Below are 18,579 nucleotides of genomic sequence, written 5' to 3' on the forward strand. Positions count from 1 at the left end.
GGGTGAGGCCGAAGGGGCAGAGGTTCAGCGGGAGGTGTCGAAGACCTCGTCGCGGGTGGCCGCGAGCGCGCTCTCCAACGCGCCCCGCAGCACGGGATGTTCGGGTACGCCGCCGACCACGAGCCGGGGCCGGGAGGCCGCCAGCTCCTCCAGCTCGGCCTGGACGAGGGCGCGCAGCACCTCGCCGCCCATGGTGAGGGCGCTGCCGCTGAGGACGACGAGTTCGGGGTCGAGGACGGAGACGAGTGAGGCGAGACCGGTGGCGAGGCGCGTGGCGTAGGTCTGGAGCAGCTGCCGGTGCGGGCCGTCGTCGGACTCGGCGGCGCGGGCGACGAGAGCGGCGGCGGACTCGGCGTACGGTCCGGCCGGGATGTCCTCGATGCCCAGGCTGCGGGCCAGCTTCGGGATGGCCTGCGAGCCCGCCAGCTCCTGGTAGCCGCCGCTGTTGGCCTTGGTCACCTGGCGGACCAGGGGGACGCCCGGCACCGGCAGGAAGCCGACCTCGCCGGCGCCGCCGGTCCAGCCGCGGTGCAGCCGCCCGCCGAGGACGAGGGCGGCACCGAGGCCCCCCTCGTTCCACAGCAGCACGAAGTCCTCGTGCCCGCGGGCCGCGCCGAGTCGCTGCTCGGCGACGGCGGCGAGGTTGACGTCGTTCTCGTACTCGACCGGCATCGGCAGCGCGGCGGCGACTTCGTCGAGCAGGCTCGGGGTGTGCCAGCCGGGCAGGTGCGAGGCGTAGCGCAGGCGCCCGGTGTTCGGGTCGAAGGCGCCGGGGGTGCCGATGACGATGCGGTGGACGTCGTCCCGGGCGAGGCCCGCGGCCTTCACGGCGCCGTCGAGCGCGTCGGTGACCTGCCGGACGACGGGCTGGGCGGGCCGCCGGCCCGGGGTGTGCAGTTCGTAGGAGCCCACCGTGCGGCCGGTGACGTCGGCGACGGCGGCCAGGATGCGCTCCGGGGTGACGTCGAGCCCGGCGGCGTGGGCGGCGGCCGGATTGACCTCGTACAGCTGGGCGTTGGGGCCGGGCCGGCCCTCGGTGGTGCCGGTGGCGAGGACGAGGCCGGCCGCCTCCAGACGGGCGAGCAGCTGGGAGGCGGTCGGCTTGGACAGGCCCGTGAGCTTGCCGATCCGGGTGCGGGACAGCGGGCCGTGCTCCAGGAGGAGGTCGAGCGCGGCGCGGTCGTTCATGGCGCGCAGGACGCGCGGGGTGCCCGGCGTGCCGGCCGTTCCTGCCATGGGGGCGCCACCTGCCTTTCGACTGCCCGAAGCTTCTCATTGATCACTGTTAGGAAAGTTTCCTATTGGCTGGAAAGGAACGTAAGCCCAGGGCGAAGGGGGCGTCAATAGAAACCGCCCCCGAGGCAACAGACTCGTTACCTCGGGGGCGGTGGTGGTGCCGGCGGGCCGGTGGCCGCTACTTCGTCGGGGGCCGCTGCTGCACGATCGGGGACGCCGCCGCGGCCTGCGGGGACTCGCTGTTGGCGAACACCGAAGGGGCCGCGACCGCGGCCGTCGGGTCGGGTATCTCCTCCTCCGGCGGGGCCGTCGCGCCGCCCACGATGCGGATGTGCGCCGCGTCGAAGGCGCGCTTGATGCGCCAGCGCAGCTCGCGCTCCACGGTGAGGGACTTGCCGGGCATCGTCTTCGCGGAGACGTGGATCACCATCGAGTCCAGCAGCACGCTGTCCAGGCCGAGGACCTCGATCGGGCTCCACAGGAGCTCGTTCCAGGGCTCCTCCGCGCTCATCTTCTCGGTGACCTCGTCGAGTACGGCCTTGGCCCTGTCCAGGTCCTCGGACGCCTTCACGGTCACGTCGACGCCGGCCGTGGCCCAGCCCTGGGAGAGGTTTCCGATGCGCTTGACCTCGCCGTTGCGGACGTACCAGATCTCTCCGCCGGCGCCGCGCAGCTTGGTCACGCGCAGGCCGACCTCGATCACCTCGCCGGAGGCGACGCCCGCGTCGATGGAGTCACCGACGCCGTACTGGTCCTCGAGGATCATGAAGACGCCGGAGAGGAAGTCCGTGACGAGGTTGCGGGCGCCGAAGCCGATCGCCACGCCCGCGACGCCGGCCGAGGCCAGCAGCGGTGCGAGGTTGATCTGGAACGTGCCGAGGATCATCAGCGCCGCGGTGCCGAGGATCAGGAAGGAAGCGACCGAGCGCAGCACGGAGCCGATCGCCTGCGAGCGCTGGCGGCGGCGCTCGTTGTTGACCAGCAGCCCGCCGAGCGCGGTGCCTTCCGCGGCCTGGGCGGTGCGGGTCATGCGGTCGATCAGCTTGGTGATCGACCGCTGCACGATCACGCGCAGCACGATCGCGATCACCGCGATCAGCAGGACTCTCAGCCCGATCGCCAGCCACGTCGACCAGTTCTGCTCGACCCAGCTGGCCGCGTTGGTCGCGCCCTCCTGGGCGTCCTGGAGCGTGGGAACCGCCGGTGTCGTCGACTCCGAGGGGGTCGGTGACGGCGACGAACCGGCGGCCAGTAGGACGGCGGGCAAGGACACGGCGGGAACCTCCAGGTGCAACGATCCGCTCCACCGGCAGATGGTCAAGGTCACGAAAAGGTCACCGGCGGTGCGGGGGCACCACACTAGCGGGGCTTGGTGTGTGGATCCTTGCCATCTTCTGGGGAGAGATGGCGCTCACGTGGGGATGAACAGGTGGGATGAAGAGTTCGCCGTCCTGAGGATGAACGAGATGTGGTCGAAAACACTCCCAGCCCGTTACCGGGACATGGTGGCGCTTCCACCAGGCCAGAGGAGAGACTGACTGCAGATCGTCCCGGCGCGAGCCACGCGCCGCCGACGCACAAGGAGGCATCCGTGCCGCATGTCCTGGTCCTCAACGCGTCGTACGAGCCACTCGGCGTCGTACCGCTCCGCCGCGCGCTCGTCCTCGTCCTCGAGAACAAGGCAGTCTGCCTCGAGGAGTCCGGCGCCTTCATGCACAGCGCAACCGTCACAGTCCCCGCACCCAGCGTGGTCCGGCTCAAGCGATTCGTCCGGGTTCCCTATCGGGGGCCCGTTCCTCTCACCCGGCGGGCGCTCTTCGCACGCGACGGGGGCCGGTGCATGTACTGCGGTGGCGTCGCAACCAGCGTCGACCATGTCATTCCGCGCAGCCGCGGGGGCAAGCACGTATGGGACAACGTGGTGGCGTCCTGCCGCCGCTGCAACCACGTGAAGGCCGACCGGCATCTCTTCGAGATCGGCTGGCGGCTGCGCCACAAACCCGCTCCGCCCACCGGTCTGGCCTGGCGCATCATCGGCACCGGTCATAGGGACCCGCGCTGGCTGCCCTACTTGCAGCCGTACGGCGCGGAAGACGCCATGGCCCGGATCGACGGCATTTCCGCCTGACGTCCGGGCCTTCGCACACCCGTGGCCCCCAGGACACGCGGCACCTGGCGCCCGGCCCCGGGGCACCCCTGTGTCCCCGGGGCCCGACGTCGTGCTGCGCGGCCGGCTCCGGGGCGCGCGAAGGGCCGCCCGCACAAAGATCCGAGCCTGAGGCGTCCGACCGGCGCAGAACGTCCGGCGCAGAATGTGATGAGAGGCACGATGTTCCGTCCCGTACGTCTGCCCTCGCGCGGACGGGGTAGGGCTGCGGTAACCGTCGCCGTACTCGACCTAAGGAGGCCCCAGTGGCCGCATCGGCACATCTTCTGCTCTCGGCCCTTTCCAAACGCGAGGAGTTCGCCGGCTACGAACCCCATCTGTGCGCCTTCAGCGCGGAGGGCACCTGCGTCGAGACCCCGCTGACCAGCGAACCTCCCCTGCCGGACGCCGAGCCCCTCACCAGCGAACCGCCGCTCGCCGACGCCACGCCCCTGACCAGTGAGGCGGTGGGCCTCGAGCCGGACACCACGAGGCCCTAGATGACAGCGCAGGGGCCGGCCGAACCGCCCTCCGAGGACCTGACCCGGCTCGCCGCACTGCACGGCGTCGCCACCTCCTACAGCCCTTCCCCGGACCGCACGGTCGCGGCCTCCGCCACCGCCGTCACCCTCGCCCTCGCCGCCCTCGGCGTCGACGCCTCCGTCCCCGAGGCCGTCCGCGCCGCGCTCGCCGCCCGCGAGCAGGAGCTGAGCGAGCGGCTGCTGCCTCCGACGGTGGTGATCTGGAGCGGCGCCACGTCACCCGCGCTCACGGACCTCCCGGCCGGCACCCGGCTGCACGTCGAGACCGAAGAGGGCGAGAGCCGTTTTTCGGTCGACGAACTCCCGCCCGGTGTCCACCGGTTGACGGCCACCGCACCCGACGGCCGTACTGCTGAGGTCCACCTGGTCGTCGCCCCGCCCCGGCTGCCCACGCCCACCGCCCGCTCGTACGGCCTGCTCGTCCAGCTCTACTCCCTGCTCTCGCAGCGGTCCTGGGGCATGGGCGACCTCGGTGACCTCGCCGAACTCGGTGCCTGGGCAGGACGCGCGCTCGGTGCGGGCTTCGTCCAGGTCAACCCGCTGCACGCGGGTGTGCCCGGCGCCCCCACCGACCCCTCGCCCTACCGCCCCTCCTCCCGCCGCTTCCCCGACCCGGTGCACCTGCGCGTCGAGGACGTCCCCGAGTACGCCTATGTGGAGGACCCCGAGCGGCTGCGGGCGCTGCCGGCCCGCGCGGCCGAACTGCGCGCCTCGGTCCTGGAGAAGGGCGCGCTGATCGACCGGGACGCGGTGTGGGAGCTCAAGCGCCAGGCGCTGGAGCTGATCCGCGAGGTGGAGCTGGGGCCCGGACGGCGCGCCGCCTACGTCGACTTCCTCGCCGAGCAGGGCGAGGCCCTGGAGGACCACGCCACCTGGTGCGCACTGGCCGAGGTGCACGGCTCCGACTGGAGCCGCTGGCCCCAGGCGCTGCGCGACCCCCGCTCGGCCGAAACGGCCCGGGCGCGCGGCGAGTTGATGGACCGTGTCGACTTCCACTGCCGTCTCGCCTGGCTCACCGACACCCAGCTCACCGAGGCCCAGCGGGCCGCGCGCGAGGCCGGGATGCCGATCGGGATCGTGCACGATCTCGCGGTCGGCGTGCACCCGCAGGGCGCCGACGCCTGGGCGCAGCAGGAGTACTTCGCGGCCGGGATGTCGGTCGGCGCCCCGCCGGACGCCTTCAACGCGCGCGGTCAGGACTGGGGCCTGCCGCCCTGGCGGCCGGACCGCCTCGCCGAGTCCGGCTACGCGCCCTACCGCCGCCTGCTGCGGGCCCTGTTCCGCTACGCGGGCGCCCTGCGCATCGACCACGTCATGGGCCTGTTCCGCCTCTGGTGGGTGCCACAGGGCCATCCGCCCACCGAGGGCACCTACGTCCGCTACGACGCCGAGGCCATGCTCGCGATCCTCGTGCTGGAGGCCTCGCGCGCCGGAGCGATCGTCATCGGCGAGGATCTGGGCACGGTCGAACCCGGCGTGCGCGAGAAGCTGCGCGAGCGCGGGGTGCTCGGCACCTCGGTCCTGTGGTTCGAGCGGGACTGGGACGGCGACGGCCGCCCGCTGCCGCCGGAGAGCTGGCGCGCCGACTGCCTCGCCACCGCCACCACCCACGACCTGCCGTCCACCGCGGCGCGCCTGACCGGCGAGCACGTGGAACTGCGCCACCGCCTGGACCTGCTGACCCGCCCGCTGGAGGAGGAGCGCGCGGAGGCGGCGGCCGACGCGGGGGAATGGCTGGCCCTGCTCGGCCTTCTCGGCCTGCTGCACGGCACGGGCGGTGGCCACGCCGTGTCGGAGGAGGAGGCGCAGATCCAGGCCGTGCACCGGTTCCTGCTGCGCACCCCGTCCCGCATGGTCGGCGTCTGGCTGCCCGACACGGTCGGCGACCGCCGCCCCCAGAACCTCCCGGGGACCTGGGACCAGTACCCGAACTGGCGGCTGCCGATCGCGGACGCCGAGGGCCGCCCGGTGACGCTGGAGGAACTGGCACGCTCACCCCGGCTGCACGCGCTGATGGAGGTGCTGCGGACGGCGCCGCGGGAGTAGCGGCGAGCAGGGCGCCGGCGGGCGCGGGGTCCCGTACGGCACCCCGGACGAGCGCCCCCGATCGGCGTTCGCTACTTTTGGGACCGTGGACAAGAAGAACGCCCTGCGCGCCGGCGCCCTGGCTGCCGGTACGACGCTGATGATGCTGCTCATGACGTCCCCCGCGCTCGCGCTGACCCGCGACGACGGCGACGATCCCGGCAAGGGCCTGAGCGTCATCGAGACGCTCGGCCTCTACGTGCTGATCCCGGTCGGCCTGTTCGCCGTGATCGCGGGCCTGGTCTTCGCCCTGGACAAGTCCAAGGACCGGGAGCCGAAGGCCAAGGCGAAGGCCTGATCCCCCTGCTTCAGAGGGCGTCGCCCCGCGCCGTGACGGCGGGGACGACGCCCTCGGTGTGTTCACGGGCGTCGGGCGCCGTCAGGGGCTCGGCGCCGTGAGATAACGCTGGAGCGTCGGCGCCAGCCACGCCACGATCTCCTCGCGGCCGAGCGACACGGTCGGCGGAAGCCGCAGCACATAGCGCGTGAGCGCCAGCCCCAGCAGCTGCGCGGCAGCGAGCCCGGCCCGCGCGGGGGCCTGTTCGGGATCGGGGCACACCGTGAAGGCGACCGGGACCAGCTGGTCCCGGAAGACGCCCTGCATCCGCTCCGCCCCGGCCCGGTTGGTCGCCCCGACCCGCAGCAGGGCCGTCAGCACCTCGTTCTCCTCCCACATGCCGAGGAAGTGCTCCACGAGCGCCCGGCCGACGTCCCGCCGGGGCAGCGCGGCCACGTCCGGCATCGACAGGTCGATGGAGACCGCCGCCGCGAACAGGCCCTCCTTGTTGCCGTAGTAGCGCATCACCATCGACGGATCGATGCCCGCGTCCTTGGCGATCGCGCGGATGGTGGCCCGTTCGTACCCGTCGGCGGCGAAGTGCTCGCGGGCCGCGGCGAGGATCGCGTCGCGGGTGACGGCGGAGCGCCGACGGGCCCCGGAACCGGAAGCCGTGCTGCTGCTGTCGCTGACTTTCACATCAACAAGCGTAGGCCAACATGCGTTGGCCAACAAGTGTTGACTTTCATTGTGAAGCGGTTCTACGGTGGTCAACGAGCGTTGGCAAACATCCGTAGGCAAACAAGCGTTGGCAACCCGGAGGTCATCATGCGGAACCAGCACTCCGTGATCGTCGTAGGCGCGGGCCCCGCCGGTCTTCTGCTGGCCGGCGACCTCGCCGCCGCCGGCGTCCCCGTCACCCTGCTGGAGAAGCGGCCGCACAGGATCAGCAACCTCTCCCGCGCCTTCGTCCTGCACGCCCGCACCCTCGAGCAGCTCGACGCCCGCGGCCTCGCCGACGGCCTGGAGAAGGCCGGACGGCCCCTCGACAGCCTCCGCCTCTTCGGCCGCCTGAGCATCGAGCTCGGCACGCTGCCCTCCCGCTACAACCACCTCCTCGTCATCCCGCAGTACGAGGTGGAGAAGGCCCTCCAGCAGCGCGCCGTCGAGGCCGGCGTGGACTTCCGCTACGAGACCGAGGTGACCCAACTGGCCCAGGACGGCGACGGCGTGACGGTCGAGGTCCGCACGGGCGGCGGGGAGGCCCAGACCTTTCGCGCCGCGTACGTCGTCGGGACCGACGGCATGCGCAGCGCCGTGCGCGAGGCGATCGGGCTGCCCTTCCCCGGCCACTCCGTCATCCGCTCCGTCGTCCTCGCGGACGTACGGCTGGCCGAGCAGCCCGAGAACCTGCTCACGGTCAACGCCGCCGGTGACGCCTTCGCCTTCCTCGCGCCCTTCGGCGACGGCTACCACCGCGTCATCGCCTGGAACCGCGCGCGCAACGTGCCCGACAGCGAGCCCCTCGGCCTCGACGAGGTCAAGGAGGTCACCCGGCTCGCCCTCGGCCACGACTTCGGGATGCACGACGCCCGCTGGATGTCCCGCTTCCACAGCGACGAACGACAGGCCCCCGCCTACCGCGTGGGCCGGGTCTTCCTCGCCGGGGACGCCGCGCACGTCCACACCCCGGCCGGCGGCCAGGGCATGAACACCGGGCTGCAGGACTCGGCCAACCTGAGCTGGAAGCTGGCCGCCGTCATCCAGGGCCACGCGGCCCCGGCCCTGCTCGACAGCTACCAGGCCGAGCGGCACCCCGTCGGCAGGTCGGTGCTGCGCAGCAGCGGCGGCATCGTGCGTCTGGCGATGGCCAAGCGCCCCTGGACGCTGGCGCTGCGGGCCGCGCTCACCACCTTCCTCAGCAACGTCGGCCCGGCCCGGCGCAAGGCGGTCGGCGGAATCACCGGCATCGGCTTCCGCTACCCCGCACCGCGCGGCGCCCACCGCCTCACCGGCACCCGCGTCCCGGACGTGGCCCTGGAGGGCGGCCGCCTCTACGAGGCCCTGCGCGGCGGCCGGTTCGTGCTGATCACCCCGGAGCCGTACGAGACCGCGGGCGCCCGCAAGGACCGCCTGACCGCGGAGCGCTGGGCGAGCGACCGGCGCACGACCGTCCTGGTCCGCCCCGACGGGTACGTGGCCTGGGCGGCGGACTCGGCGGACGGCACCGCGATCGAGGAGGCGATCGACGCCCACGTCGGATGACGGGCATCCACCCTCAATCGTTCAGTACAACTGAAAAAATCAATCGAAAACATTCGATGGACGTGACAGGTACGGCGCTGCGACGGTGGACGCACAAGGACCACAGGAACCACCGACCAGCGAAAGGAACTGCGTGACCGCCGTCCTCGAAAGGACCACCCGCACCACCCCGATCCCGAGGGCTGCCGCCCTCGGGATCACCCTTGCCGCCCTCGCCACCGTCGTGTGGTCCGGCAGCTTCGTCACCTCCCGCGCCCTGCACGACAGCGTGCCCCCGGTGCAACAGGCCTTCTGGCGCTGGCTGGTGGCGCTGGTGGCGGTCGCCCCCTTCGGCGCCCGGCAGGCCTGGCGGCAGCGGAGGGCGATCCGGCGGCACGCGGGTTTCGTGCTCCTCGCCTCGCTCCTCGGCGTGACCGTCTACAACACCCTCGTCAACCAGGCCGGGTTGACGACCCCCGCCGCCGACATGGGCATGATCATGGCCGCTTCGCCGGTACTGATGGCGGCCTTCGAGCGGGCGGGGGGTGCGCGACCGGGAGTCCGCAGGACCGCCGGGCTGCTGATGGCGTGCGGGGGAGTGATGCTCCTGGTCGGCGGCGGCGCGGGCTTCTCCTTCGGCGACCTGTGGATGATCGCCGCCGCCTGCTGCTTCGGCTCCTACAGTGCGCTGCTGCGCCGCAAGCCGGCCGAACTCGGCGGCAGCGCCTTCCTGTTCACCACATTCCTGTTCGGTGCCGCCCTGCTGCTGCCCGCCCAGGCCGTGAGCCTCACCGTCCAGGGCGGCTTCACGCCCACGCCCGGCACCGTCCTGCCCCTCCTCTACGTCGGCGTGGCCTCCTCCGCGATCGCCTTCTTCGCCTGGAACAAGGCGATCGCCCTGGTCGGCGCGGCCCGCGCGGGAGCGGTCTACCACCTCCAGCCCGTCTGCGTGGCCCTGCTGTCCTGGGCGGTGCTCGGCGAGCGGGTCGGCCCGGCACAGGCCCTGTGCATGGCGCTGATCCTCGGCGGCGTGGTGCTGGGCGCCGCCGTATAGGTTGCCGCCACGGCCGATAGGTTGCCGCCATGGCCGAGTGGGACATCCGGAAGCTGCAGATCCTGCGCACGCTCAGGGAGCGGGGGACGGTGACCGCGACCGCCGAGGCGCTGCGGATGACGCCGTCGGCGGTCTCGCAGCAGCTGACCAATCTGGCGAAGCAGCTCGGGGTGCCGCTGCTGGAGGCGGACGGGCGGCGGGTGCGGCTGACGGACGCGGCGCGGCTGGTGCTGCGCCATGCGGAGGCGGTGTTCGAGCAACTGGAGTGCGCCGACGCCGAGTTGGCGGCCTACCTGCACGGTGAGGCGGGCGAGGTGCGGGTCGGCGCCTTCTCCACCGCCGTACCCGCCCTCGTCGTACCGGCCGTGCGGGCGCTGCGGGACGCGCACCCCGGGGTGCGCGTGCGGGTGCGGGAGGCGGAGGCCGGGGAGGCGTACGAGCTGCTGGCCGCCGGGGACGTGGACCTCGCGCTGTCCCTCGCCGCGCACGCGCCGACGTCGGCCGGCCCGCGCTTCACCCGCGTCCCGCTGCTCGCCGACCCCCTCGACGTCGCCCTGCCCCGCGACCACGCCCTCGCCGCCGCGGACGGGCTGCGCCTCGCCGACCTCGCCGAGGAGCCGTGGATCTTCGGCGGCAGCGGGCCCTGGTCGGACATCACCCGCGGAGCCTGCGAGGCGGCCGGGTTCAGCCCCGTACAGGCGCACTCGGCGGCCGGGTGGACGGCGATCCTGGCGATGGTGGAGGCCGGGATGGGGGTCGCGCTGGTGCCGCGCACGGCGGCGGTGCGCCGGGGGGGGGCGTGGCGATGCGGGAGCTCACCGCGGACCGGCCGCGCCGGCACGTGGTGGCGGCGGTGCGCAAGGGCGCCGGGGAGGGCGCGGCCGTGGGGCGGGTGCTGGAGGCGCTGCGGACGGTCGCCGCGGGGTATTCCGGTGCCGTCGGCCCCGGCGCGCGATAGCGTCACCCCGTCCCCGCGTGACGCAATTCCCCGGGACGTCGCTCCCGGATTCCCGGAGGTGCCCGTGGTCGCCGACGTCTGTGCCAGCTGCGGAAAACCCCTGCCCGCCCGAGCCGGCCGCACCGGCCGCAGCTCCCTGTACTGCTCGCCGGCGTGCCGGCAGAAGGCGTACCGCAGGCGGCAGGGTTCCGAGGAGCCCGGAGCGGCCGGGGTGGACGGTCTGATCGAGGACATCGCCCGGCAGGTGAAGGAGCTGGCGCCGCAGCCGCCCTCCGTCCTGTACTCGGGCGTGACCGACCTGTCGTCGTCGGTCGCACGGCTCAGACGGGTGGCGCGGCTGGCCCGGGACACGGCGAAGGAATCCGTCATGCCGGGCCCCGTGACGGAACACCCCGGCGCCGCCGAGTCCCTGCTCACCGAGTCCGACTTCGCCGTCCTCACCGAGTCCCACCGCCGCGAGATCCAGGTCCACTGCTACCGCATGACCGGCTCCTACGACGACGCCGAGGACCTCGTGCAGGAGACGTTCCTGCGGGCCTGGCGGGCCCGGGAGGCCTTCGAGGGGCGGGCCGGCGCCCGCACCTGGCTGTACCGCATCGCCACCAACGCCTGCCTGGACTTCCAGCGCCGCACCGCCCGCCGCCCGCAGCGCTACGAGCCGGTCGCCGGCATGAACCACGGCACCGGCGAGGCCCCCGACCGCCTCACCTGGCTCCAGCCCTACCCCGACGACCAGCTGCCCTCGGCGGAGGAGCAGCCGGAGGCCGCCGCCGTCTCCCGCGAGACGCTGGAGCTGGTCTTCCTCGCCGCCCTCCAGCACCTGCCGCCCCGCCAGCGGGCCGTGCTGGTCCTGCGGGACGTGCTGGGCCTGACCGCCGCCGAGACCGCCGAGGCCCTCGGCCTGACCGTGGCCTCGGCCAACAGCGCCCTGCAACGGGCCCGGCCCACCCTGCGCGACCACCTGCCCCGGCAGCGCGCCGACTGGACCGCCACGGAGCCGACGGAGGCCCAACGCGCCGCCCTGCAGCGGTACATGGCGGCCGCCGAGGGACTCGACTTCGCCGCGATGACCGAGCTGCTCAGCAAGGACGTCCGGCTCACCATGCCGCCGAACCCGTTCTGGTTCGCGGGCCGGGACGCCCTCCTGGAGTTCCTGCGCCCCACGCTCGACCCGGCGTCACCGATGTTCCTCGGCCACTGGCGCCACCTGCCCGCCCGCGCCAACGGCCGGCTCGCGGCCGGGGGTTACGTCCGCAGGCCCGGCACGAACGTCTACCGCGCCCAGGTCCTGGACGTCCTGCGCTTCGACGCCGAGGACCGCGTCGTGGAGATCACGTCCTTCGAGCCGCACCTCTTCCCCGCGTTCGGGCTGCCGCTGCGGCTGTGAACGGCCGGCCGATGAGCGTCCGCGACAGCGTGCGTCTGTATGAGCACCTCGTACGGAACACCTCTCAAGGAGATCATCATGCAGCTCACCGACAAGACCGCGATCGTGTACGGCGCCGGCGGCTCCATCGGCGGTGCGGTCGCCCGCGCCTTCGCCGCCGAGGGTGCCCGGGTGCACCTCGTCGGGCGCACCCGGAAGACCCTGGAGGCGGTGGCCGCGGACATCGGGAACGCCGACGTGGCCGTCGTGGACGCCCTCGACGAGGCGGCCGTGGAGAAGCATCTGGACCAGGCCGGCGACGTCGACATCTCCTTCAACCTCGTCACGCGCGGCGATGTGCAGGGCGCCCCGCTCACCGACATGCCCGTGGACGACTTCATGCGGCCCGTGGTCAACGGCGTCCGTGCCAACTTCATCACCGCGCGCGGCGCCGCCCGCCGGATGGCCGAGCGCGGCTGCGGAGTGATCCTCACCCTCAACAGCGGCTCCGCGCACGGCAGTCCGATGATGGGCGGCACCGGCCCGGCCGACGGCGCGATCGACACGCTGGTGCGCAACCTCGCGGTGGAGTGCGGGCCGCGCGGCGTGCGGGCCGTGGGGCTGTGGGCTGCCGGGGTGCCCGAGACGTTCACCGTCGAGAAGCTCTCCGCGGTGAACCCGGCGATCGACGAGGCGGCTGTCGAGGGCATCGTCGCGGGCCTGGCCGGGATGCGGATGACGCGCCGCAACCCCACGCTCGCCGACGTCGCGGCCGCGGCCGTGTTCCTCGCCTCCGACCACGCGGCCGGCATCACCGGCACGTTCGTCAACGTCACCGGCGGCATGATCGCGCGCTGACCGCGGGAGCGTCGATCGCGGGAACGCCGACCGCGGGAACGCGGACCGCGCGAACGAGAAAGGGCGCCCGGTGCAGCACCGGGCGCCCTTTCTCGTACGGGCGACTACGCCTGCGCGTCCGCCGCCTGCGCCCTCAACGCGCGCTCCACGCCCGAGCGGGACTCGGAGACCAGGCGGCGCAGGGCCGCGCCGGGCTCGGCGGAGGCCAGCCAGGCGTCCGTCCGGTCCAGCGTCTCCTGGGAGACCTGGACCGCCGGGTAGAGGCCGATCGCGATCTGCTGGGCGATCTCGTGCGAGCGGGAGTCCCAGAGGCCCTTGACGACCTCGAAGTACTTCTCGGCGTACGGCGCGAGCAGCTCACGCTGGTCGGTCTGGACGAAGCCGCCGATGACGGCCTCCTGGACGGCGTTCGGCAGCTTGTCGGACTCGACGACCGAGGCCCACACCTCCGCCTTCGCCTCCGCGGTCGGGCGGGCGGCGCGAGCGCCGGCCGCGTGCCGTTCACCGGCGGCCGTACGGTCCCGCTCGTACTCGCCGGCGATCTCCGTCTCGTCGTAGCGGCCGACCGCCGCGAGCCGATGCACGAGCGCCCAGCGCAGCTCGGTGTCGACGGCCAGGCCCTCGATCGTCTGCGAGCCGTCCAGCAGCGCCTCCAGCAGGTCCAGCTGCTCAGGCGTACGGGCCGTGACCGCGAACGCCCGCGCCCAGGCGAGCTGGTGGTCGCTGCCCGCCGCGGCCGCGCGCAGATGCGCCAGCGTGGCGTCGGTCCAGCGGGTGAGCAGGGCCTCGCGGGCGGACGGGTCCGCGTACAGGTCGATCGCGAGCTTGACCTGGCGGTGCAGCGACTGCACGACGCCGATGTCGGACTCCTTGCCGACGCCCGACAGGACCAGCGAGAGGTAGTCGCGGGTGGCGAGCTCCGCGTCGCGGGTCATGTCCCAGGCCGAGGCCCAGCACAGGGCGCGCGGCAGCGAGGACTCGAAGTCGCCGAGGTGCTCGGTGACGAAGGCCAGCGACTGCTCGTCCAGGCGGACCTTGGCGTACGACAGGTCGTCGTCGTTGAGCAGCACGACGGCCGGGCGGCGCCGGCCGGCCAGCTGCGGCACTGCGGTCAGCTCGCCGTCGACGTCCAGCTCGATGCGGTCGTCACGGACCAGCTTGCCGCTGTCGGCGTCGAGCTCGTACAGGCCGACGGCGATGCGGTGCGGGCGCAGCGTGGGCTCGCCCTTCGCGCCGGCGGGGAGCGCCGGGGCCTCCTGGCGGATGGCGAATGAGGTGATCACCCCGTCGGCGTCCGTCTCGATCTCCGGGCGCAGCACGTTGATGCCCGCCGTCCGGAGCCACTTCTTCGACCAGGTCTTCAGGTCGCGGCCGGAGGTCTCCTCCAGCGCGCCGAGCAGGTCCGACAACCGCGTGTTGCCGAAGGCGTGGCGCTTGAAGTAGGCCTGCACGCCCGCGAAGAACTCGTCCATGCCGACGTAGGCGACGAGCTGCTTGAGGACCGAGGCGCCCTTGGCGTAGGTGATGCCGTCGAAGTTGACGAGCACGTCGTCGAGGTCGTTGATCTCGGCCATGATCGGGTGCGTGGAGGGCAGCTGGTCCTGCCGGTAGGCCCACGTCTTCATGGAGTTGGCGAAGGTGGTCCACGAATGCGGCCAGCGCGAGCCGGGGTGGTGCGCCTGGCACGCGATGGACGTGTAGGTGGCGAACGACTCGTTCAGCCACAGGTCGTTCCACCACTCCATGGTGACCAGGTCGCCGAACCACATGTGGGCCAGCTCGTGCAGGATGGTCTCGGCGCGCAGCTCGTAGGACGCGTCCGTCACCTTGGAGCGGAAGACGTACTGGTCGCGGATGGTGACCGCGCCCGCGTTCTCCATCGCGCCGGCGTTGAACTCCGGCACGAAGAGCTGGTCGTACTTCTCGAACGGGTACGCGTAGTCGAACTTCTCCTGGAACCACTCGAAGCCCTGCCGGGTGACCTCGAAGATCGCGTCCGAGTCCAGGTACTCCGCGAGGGAGGGGCGGCAGTAGATGCCCAGCGGGACGCTCTGCCCGTCCTTCTCGTACGCGCTGTGGACGGAGTGGTACGGGCCGACGATCAGCGCGGTGATGTAGCTGGAGATCCGCGGGGTCGGCGCGAACTCCCAGACGTCGTCCTTGGGCTCGGGCGTCGGGGAGTTGGAGACGACGGTCCAGCCGGTCGGCGCCTTCACGGTGAATTGGAAGGTCGCCTTCAGGTCCGGCTGCTCGAAGGAGGCGAAGACGCGGCGGGCGTCCGGGACCTCGAACTGGGTGTAGAGGTAGGCCTGTTCGTCGACCGGGTCGACGAAGCGGTGCAGGCCCTCGCCGGTGTTGGTGTAGGCGCAGTCGGCGACGACCCGCAGGACGTTGGTGCCCTCGAGCAGCTCCGGAAGGGCGATGCGGGAGTCGGCGAAGACCTCCGCCGGGTCGAGCGCGTCGCCGTTGAGTGTCACCTCGTGGACGGCCGGGGCCACCAGGTCGATGAAGGACTCGGCGCCGGACTCGGCCACCGCGAAGCGCACCGTGGTCACGGACCGGTAGGTGCCGCCCTCCTGCGCGCCGGAGAGGTCCAGATCGATCTCGTACGAGTCAACGGTGAGCAGCTTCGCCCGCTGCTGCGCCTCTTCGCGGGTCAGGTTTGTGCCAGGCACCGGGTCATCTCCTCGTCAATGTGTCGGTTGCGCCATCCTTCCATGTGGCGGGGCGCGTGAACCGAGGGCTATCCCTCGTATCCCCCGAGCAGGGTCACGTCCGTTTCCCGCCGGTCATCCTGCGGCGCCCGCGCCAGCCTGGACGTATGACGACCTACACGGCACGACCCATCGCCCCGTCCGTCCTCAAGGAACTGCGCACCGCCGACGACGCGGGCCGCCCCGCGGCCCCCTTCACCGACGACGAGGGAGGCGCCCCGCTGCGCTGCTGCCTGCGCCGCAGCGAGGCGGGGGAGCGGATCGCCCTCGTGTCGTACGCGCCGCTGCGCCGCTGGGCCGCCGAGACGGGCGCCCGGCCGGGTGCCTACGACGAGCAGGGCCCCGTCTTCGTCCACGCGGACGACTGCCCGGGCCCGGACGGCGGCGCCGGCTACCCCTTCACGGGCGCCCACCGCACGGTCCGCCGCTACTCCGCCGACGGCCACATCCTGGGCGGCGCCCTGGTCGCCGCCCCGGACGACGACGCCTTCAAGAACGCGTTCGACGACCCGACCGTGGCACTGCTCCACGTCCGGGCCGTCGAGTACGGCTGTTTCCTCTACGAGGTCAGGCGGGCCTGACCCCCGCCGCGTCAGCCCTTCAGCTCCGCCGCCACCAGCTCCGCGATCTGTACCGCGTTCAGGGCCGCGCCCTTGCGGAGGTTGTCGTTGCTGATGAACAGGGCGAGGCCGTTGTCGACGGTCTCGTCGCGGCGGATGCGGCCGACGTAGGAGGGGTCCTGGCCGGCGGCCTGGAGGGGGGTCGGGATGTCGGAGAGCTCGACGCCGGGGGCGTCCTTCAGCAGCTCCGTCGCGCGCTCCGGGGAGATCGGGCGGGCGAAGCGGGCGTTGACCTGGAGGGAGTGGCCGGAGAAGACCGGGACGCGCACGCAGGTGCCGGAGACCTTCAGCCCGGGGATCTCCAGGATCTTGCGGGACTCGTTGCGGAGCTTCTGCTCCTCGTCGGTCTCGTTCAGGCCGTCGTCGACGAGGTTGCCGGCCAGCGGCAGCACGTTGAAGGCGATGGGGCGCTTGTAGACGCCGGGCTCCGGGAAGTCGACCGCCCCGCCGTCGTGCGTCAGCTTGTCCGCGTCGGCGACGACCTTCTGCGCCTGGCCGTGCAGCTCCGCCACGCCCGCGAGCCCCGAACCGGACACCGCCTGGTACGTGGCGACGATCAGCGCCTCCAGGCCCGCCTCGGCGTGCAGCGCCTTCAGGACCGGCATCGCGGCCATCGTCGTGCAGTTCGGGTTGGCGATGATGCCCTTGGGGCGGTTCGCGATCGCGTGCGGGTTCACCTCGGAGACGACCAGCGGGACCTCGGGGTCCTTGCGCCAGGCGGAGGAGTTGTCGATCACGACCGGGCCCTGCGAGGCGACCTTTTCGGCCAGCGCCTTCGAGGTCGCGCCGCCCGCGGAGAACAGGACGATGTCCAGGCCGGAGTAGTCGGCGCTCGACGCGTCCTCCACCGTCACGCCGTCCAGCTCGGTCCCCGCCGAGCGGGCCGAGGCGAACAGCCGCAGCTCGGTGACCGGGAAGTTCCGCTCCTTGAGGATCCTGCGCATGACCGTGCCGACCTGACCGGTGGCTCCGACGATTCCGACCCTCACGGTGACTCCCTCTGCGTGTTCATGCCTGGTGCGGCTTCTGCGTGTCTGCGGCGTTTCCATGATGCGGCCGACCCGGGTCCGCCTGTCCAATTCTTTGCACTCCATGCTCGAGGAGTGGAACGCCCGGGGGTGTGACGTCCGCCTCTGGACAAGTTCTCCTGCGTGCGCCGAACGTTTCCGTGCGCTGCGACGTCGTAGAGGAAACGCGGTGAGGGGGGTGGCTTGTGCTGCGCAGCAAGGCCCGCCGTGCGCCGGAGGGCGACGATCCTCTGGACACGGCTCAGGAACGCCGGGTGCGGGCGGTGCTCGCGCTGGGCGGGGTGCCGCAGGCGGACCTGCCGGACGGGGTGCAGCAGGTGCGGCTGCGGCTGCTGGAGCGGGCGGCCAAGGGGTACGAGGCGCCGCGCGACGTCTCCGCGTGGGCGGCCGTCGTCGCCTCCAACCTGGCCATGGACTGGCACCGCGCCAAGCGCCGCCAGGAGCGGATCGGCGAGCGGCTGGCCTCGCTGCGGCAGCTGGAGCACCCCTCGGGCGAGGACACCAGCGTGCTCTCGCTCGCCGTCGCCCAGGGCCTCGACGAGCTGCCCGACGCCCAGCGCCAGGTCGTCGTCCTGCGCTTCTACGCCGACCTGCCGGTCCGCTCGATAGCCGAGGAGCTCGGCGTCCCGGAGGGCACGGTCAAGAGCCGGCTGCACACGGCGGTACGGGCCCTGCGCGCCCGCCTGCACGAGGACGAGGTGGTGTGAACATGGCCACGGAACACAACGGCGCCGACGCGCTCATGGCCGCGCTCACCGGCGAGGACCTGTCCGGGGAGGCCCGCGCGGACGCCGCCTTCATGACCGGGTACCGCGAGGCCGGGGCCGACCTGGCGCTGCTCCGGGAGCAGCTCGCGCTCATCGGGGACGCGCTGGCCGCCGAGGCGCCGCCCCGGCCGGAGCCCGCTCCCGTACGGGCGCCCCGGGACCGGCACCGGGCGCGCAGGTTCGCCTTCGCCGCCGTCACCGTGGCCGCCGTCGGCGGGATGCTGGCGGGGATGGGGTGGCTGATGGCGCAGGACGGCGGTTCCGCGGACTCCGCGAGCAGCGACGCGAAGGCGGCGCCGTCGCCGGCCGCGGACGGCGCCTCCCTCGCGAGCCCCGGCTACCTGGCCTGCATGCGTCTGATCGCGGAGGGTGACGTCACGGACGTGCAGCCGGTGCCCGCGGTCACCGGGCAGGAGCGGATCACCCTGCACGTGACCCGCCCGTACAAGCCGGCGAAGAGCGCGAAGGAGGTGGTCTTCGTGCTCGACCAGGGCCTCGTCGACAAGGGCCTGCACAAGGGCGACCGCATCCTGGTGGCCCTGCCGGAGCACTCGGCGATCGCGGACCGTGTGGTCGTCGGCGCGCAGGAGATCACGCGCGAGCGCGCCGGGCTCGTCCGGGCGCTCCCCGGCGCGGCCGCCCTGCGCTGCGGCGAATGAGAAAGGGCGGGCGCCCGTACGGACG

The 18,579-nt window shown here is 72.8% G+C and carries 16 protein-coding genes and 1 pseudogene; 12 read left to right on the plus strand and 5 right to left on the minus strand.

From position 1 onward, the window contains the following. Positions 1-24: 24 nt before the first annotated feature. Both ACGFYN_RS06220 and ACGFYN_RS06225 read right to left on the minus strand, forming a co-directional pair. Positions 25-1,236 carry an ROK family protein gene (locus ACGFYN_RS06220; protein WP_393864570.1) on the minus strand — a complete coding sequence of 404 codons (1,212 nt, stop codon included), beginning with the start codon at positions 1,234-1,236 and terminating at the stop codon, positions 25-27. 178 nt (positions 1,237-1,414) lie between these two features. Next, positions 1,415-2,509: a mechanosensitive ion channel family protein gene (locus tag ACGFYN_RS06225; protein WP_393864571.1), complete on the minus strand. Its 1,095-nt coding sequence runs from the start codon at positions 2,507-2,509 to the stop codon at positions 1,415-1,417. A gap of 318 nt (positions 2,510-2,827) precedes the next feature. Here ACGFYN_RS06225 and ACGFYN_RS06230 point away from each other — a divergent pair, with 318 nt between their 5' ends. The 4 genes from ACGFYN_RS06230 to ACGFYN_RS06245 all read left to right on the plus strand — a co-directional run bounded on the left by ACGFYN_RS06230 (position 2,828) and on the right by ACGFYN_RS06245 (position 6,307). Continuing rightward, positions 2,828-3,364, plus strand: coding sequence for an HNH endonuclease (locus ACGFYN_RS06230; protein ID WP_031476758.1), 537 nt, complete (start codon positions 2,828-2,830; stop codon positions 3,362-3,364). Positions 3,365-3,648: 284 nt separating this feature from the next. Continuing rightward, the gene (locus ACGFYN_RS06235) at positions 3,649-3,882 is read left to right on the plus strand and encodes a hypothetical protein (RefSeq protein WP_393864572.1); all 234 of its coding nucleotides are present in this window, start codon (positions 3,649-3,651) and stop codon (positions 3,880-3,882) included. After that, the gene (gene malQ, locus ACGFYN_RS06240) at positions 3,883-5,970 is read left to right on the plus strand and encodes a 4-alpha-glucanotransferase (protein WP_393864573.1); all 2,088 of its coding nucleotides are present in this window, start codon (positions 3,883-3,885) and stop codon (positions 5,968-5,970) included. It abuts the gene before it with no gap. Positions 5,971-6,055: 85 nt separating this feature from the next. After that, positions 6,056-6,307 carry a hypothetical protein gene (locus ACGFYN_RS06245; protein WP_393864574.1) on the plus strand — a complete coding sequence of 84 codons (252 nt, stop codon included), beginning with the start codon at positions 6,056-6,058 and terminating at the stop codon, positions 6,305-6,307. Between the two features lie 81 nt (positions 6,308-6,388). On the opposite strand, the gene ACGFYN_RS06250 is transcribed toward ACGFYN_RS06245, so the two are convergent. Continuing rightward, positions 6,389-6,985, minus strand: coding sequence for a TetR family transcriptional regulator (locus ACGFYN_RS06250; RefSeq protein WP_393864575.1), 597 nt, complete (start codon positions 6,983-6,985; stop codon positions 6,389-6,391). A gap of 129 nt (positions 6,986-7,114) precedes the next feature. Between ACGFYN_RS06250 and ACGFYN_RS06255 the strand changes: the two genes are divergently transcribed. The 5 genes and pseudogenes from ACGFYN_RS06255 (at position 7,115) to ACGFYN_RS06275 (ending at position 12,766) form a co-directional block, all read left to right on the plus strand. Next, positions 7,115-8,551 carry an FAD-dependent monooxygenase gene (locus tag ACGFYN_RS06255; protein WP_393864576.1) on the plus strand — a complete coding sequence of 479 codons (1,437 nt, stop codon included), beginning with the start codon at positions 7,115-7,117 and terminating at the stop codon, positions 8,549-8,551. 133 nt (positions 8,552-8,684) lie between these two features. After that, entirely contained in the window at positions 8,685-9,584 is a 900-nt protein-coding gene (locus ACGFYN_RS06260) for a DMT family transporter (protein WP_393864577.1), read from the plus strand. A 29-nt stretch (positions 9,585-9,613) separates the two neighbouring features. Continuing rightward, a pseudogene (locus ACGFYN_RS06265) lies at positions 9,614-10,542 on the plus strand (LysR family transcriptional regulator). Positions 10,543-10,606: 64 nt separating this feature from the next. Further along, the gene (locus ACGFYN_RS06270; protein WP_393864578.1) at positions 10,607-11,929 is read left to right on the plus strand and encodes a sigma-70 family RNA polymerase sigma factor; all 1,323 of its coding nucleotides are present in this window, start codon (positions 10,607-10,609) and stop codon (positions 11,927-11,929) included. 78 nt (positions 11,930-12,007) lie between these two features. Next, positions 12,008-12,766, plus strand: coding sequence for an SDR family NAD(P)-dependent oxidoreductase (locus ACGFYN_RS06275; RefSeq protein WP_393864866.1), 759 nt, complete (start codon positions 12,008-12,010; stop codon positions 12,764-12,766). A gap of 104 nt (positions 12,767-12,870) precedes the next feature. Here ACGFYN_RS06275 and pepN read toward each other — a convergent pair whose 3' ends face one another. Then, positions 12,871-15,441, minus strand: coding sequence for an aminopeptidase N (gene pepN, locus ACGFYN_RS06280; RefSeq protein ID WP_393864579.1), 2,571 nt, complete (start codon positions 15,439-15,441; stop codon positions 12,871-12,873). A 146-nt stretch (positions 15,442-15,587) separates the two neighbouring features. Here pepN and ACGFYN_RS06285 point away from each other — a divergent pair, with 146 nt between their 5' ends. Further along, positions 15,588-16,061 carry a DUF1203 domain-containing protein gene (locus tag ACGFYN_RS06285; protein ID WP_393864580.1) on the plus strand — a complete coding sequence of 158 codons (474 nt, stop codon included), beginning with the start codon at positions 15,588-15,590 and terminating at the stop codon, positions 16,059-16,061. A gap of 11 nt (positions 16,062-16,072) precedes the next feature. Here the strand turns inward: ACGFYN_RS06285 and ACGFYN_RS06290 are convergent, their stop codons facing one another. Continuing rightward, positions 16,073-17,089: an aspartate-semialdehyde dehydrogenase gene (locus tag ACGFYN_RS06290; RefSeq protein WP_393864581.1), complete on the minus strand. Its 1,017-nt coding sequence runs from the start codon at positions 17,087-17,089 to the stop codon at positions 16,073-16,075. Positions 17,090-17,313: 224 nt separating this feature from the next. Here ACGFYN_RS06290 and ACGFYN_RS06295 point away from each other — a divergent pair, with 224 nt between their 5' ends. After that, positions 17,314-17,835, plus strand: coding sequence for a sigma-70 family RNA polymerase sigma factor (locus ACGFYN_RS06295; protein ID WP_393864582.1), 522 nt, complete (start codon positions 17,314-17,316; stop codon positions 17,833-17,835). A gap of 2 nt (positions 17,836-17,837) precedes the next feature. Further along, a complete protein-coding gene (locus ACGFYN_RS06300; protein WP_393864583.1) occupies positions 17,838-18,554 on the plus strand; it encodes a hypothetical protein in 717 nt (238 codons plus the stop codon). The last annotated feature ends 25 nt before the right edge of the window (positions 18,555-18,579 follow it).

Origin of the sequence: Streptomyces sp. NPDC048419, assembly GCF_043200415.1 — a bacterium.
Classification (GTDB): Bacteria; Actinomycetota; Actinomycetes; order Streptomycetales; family Streptomycetaceae; genus Streptomyces.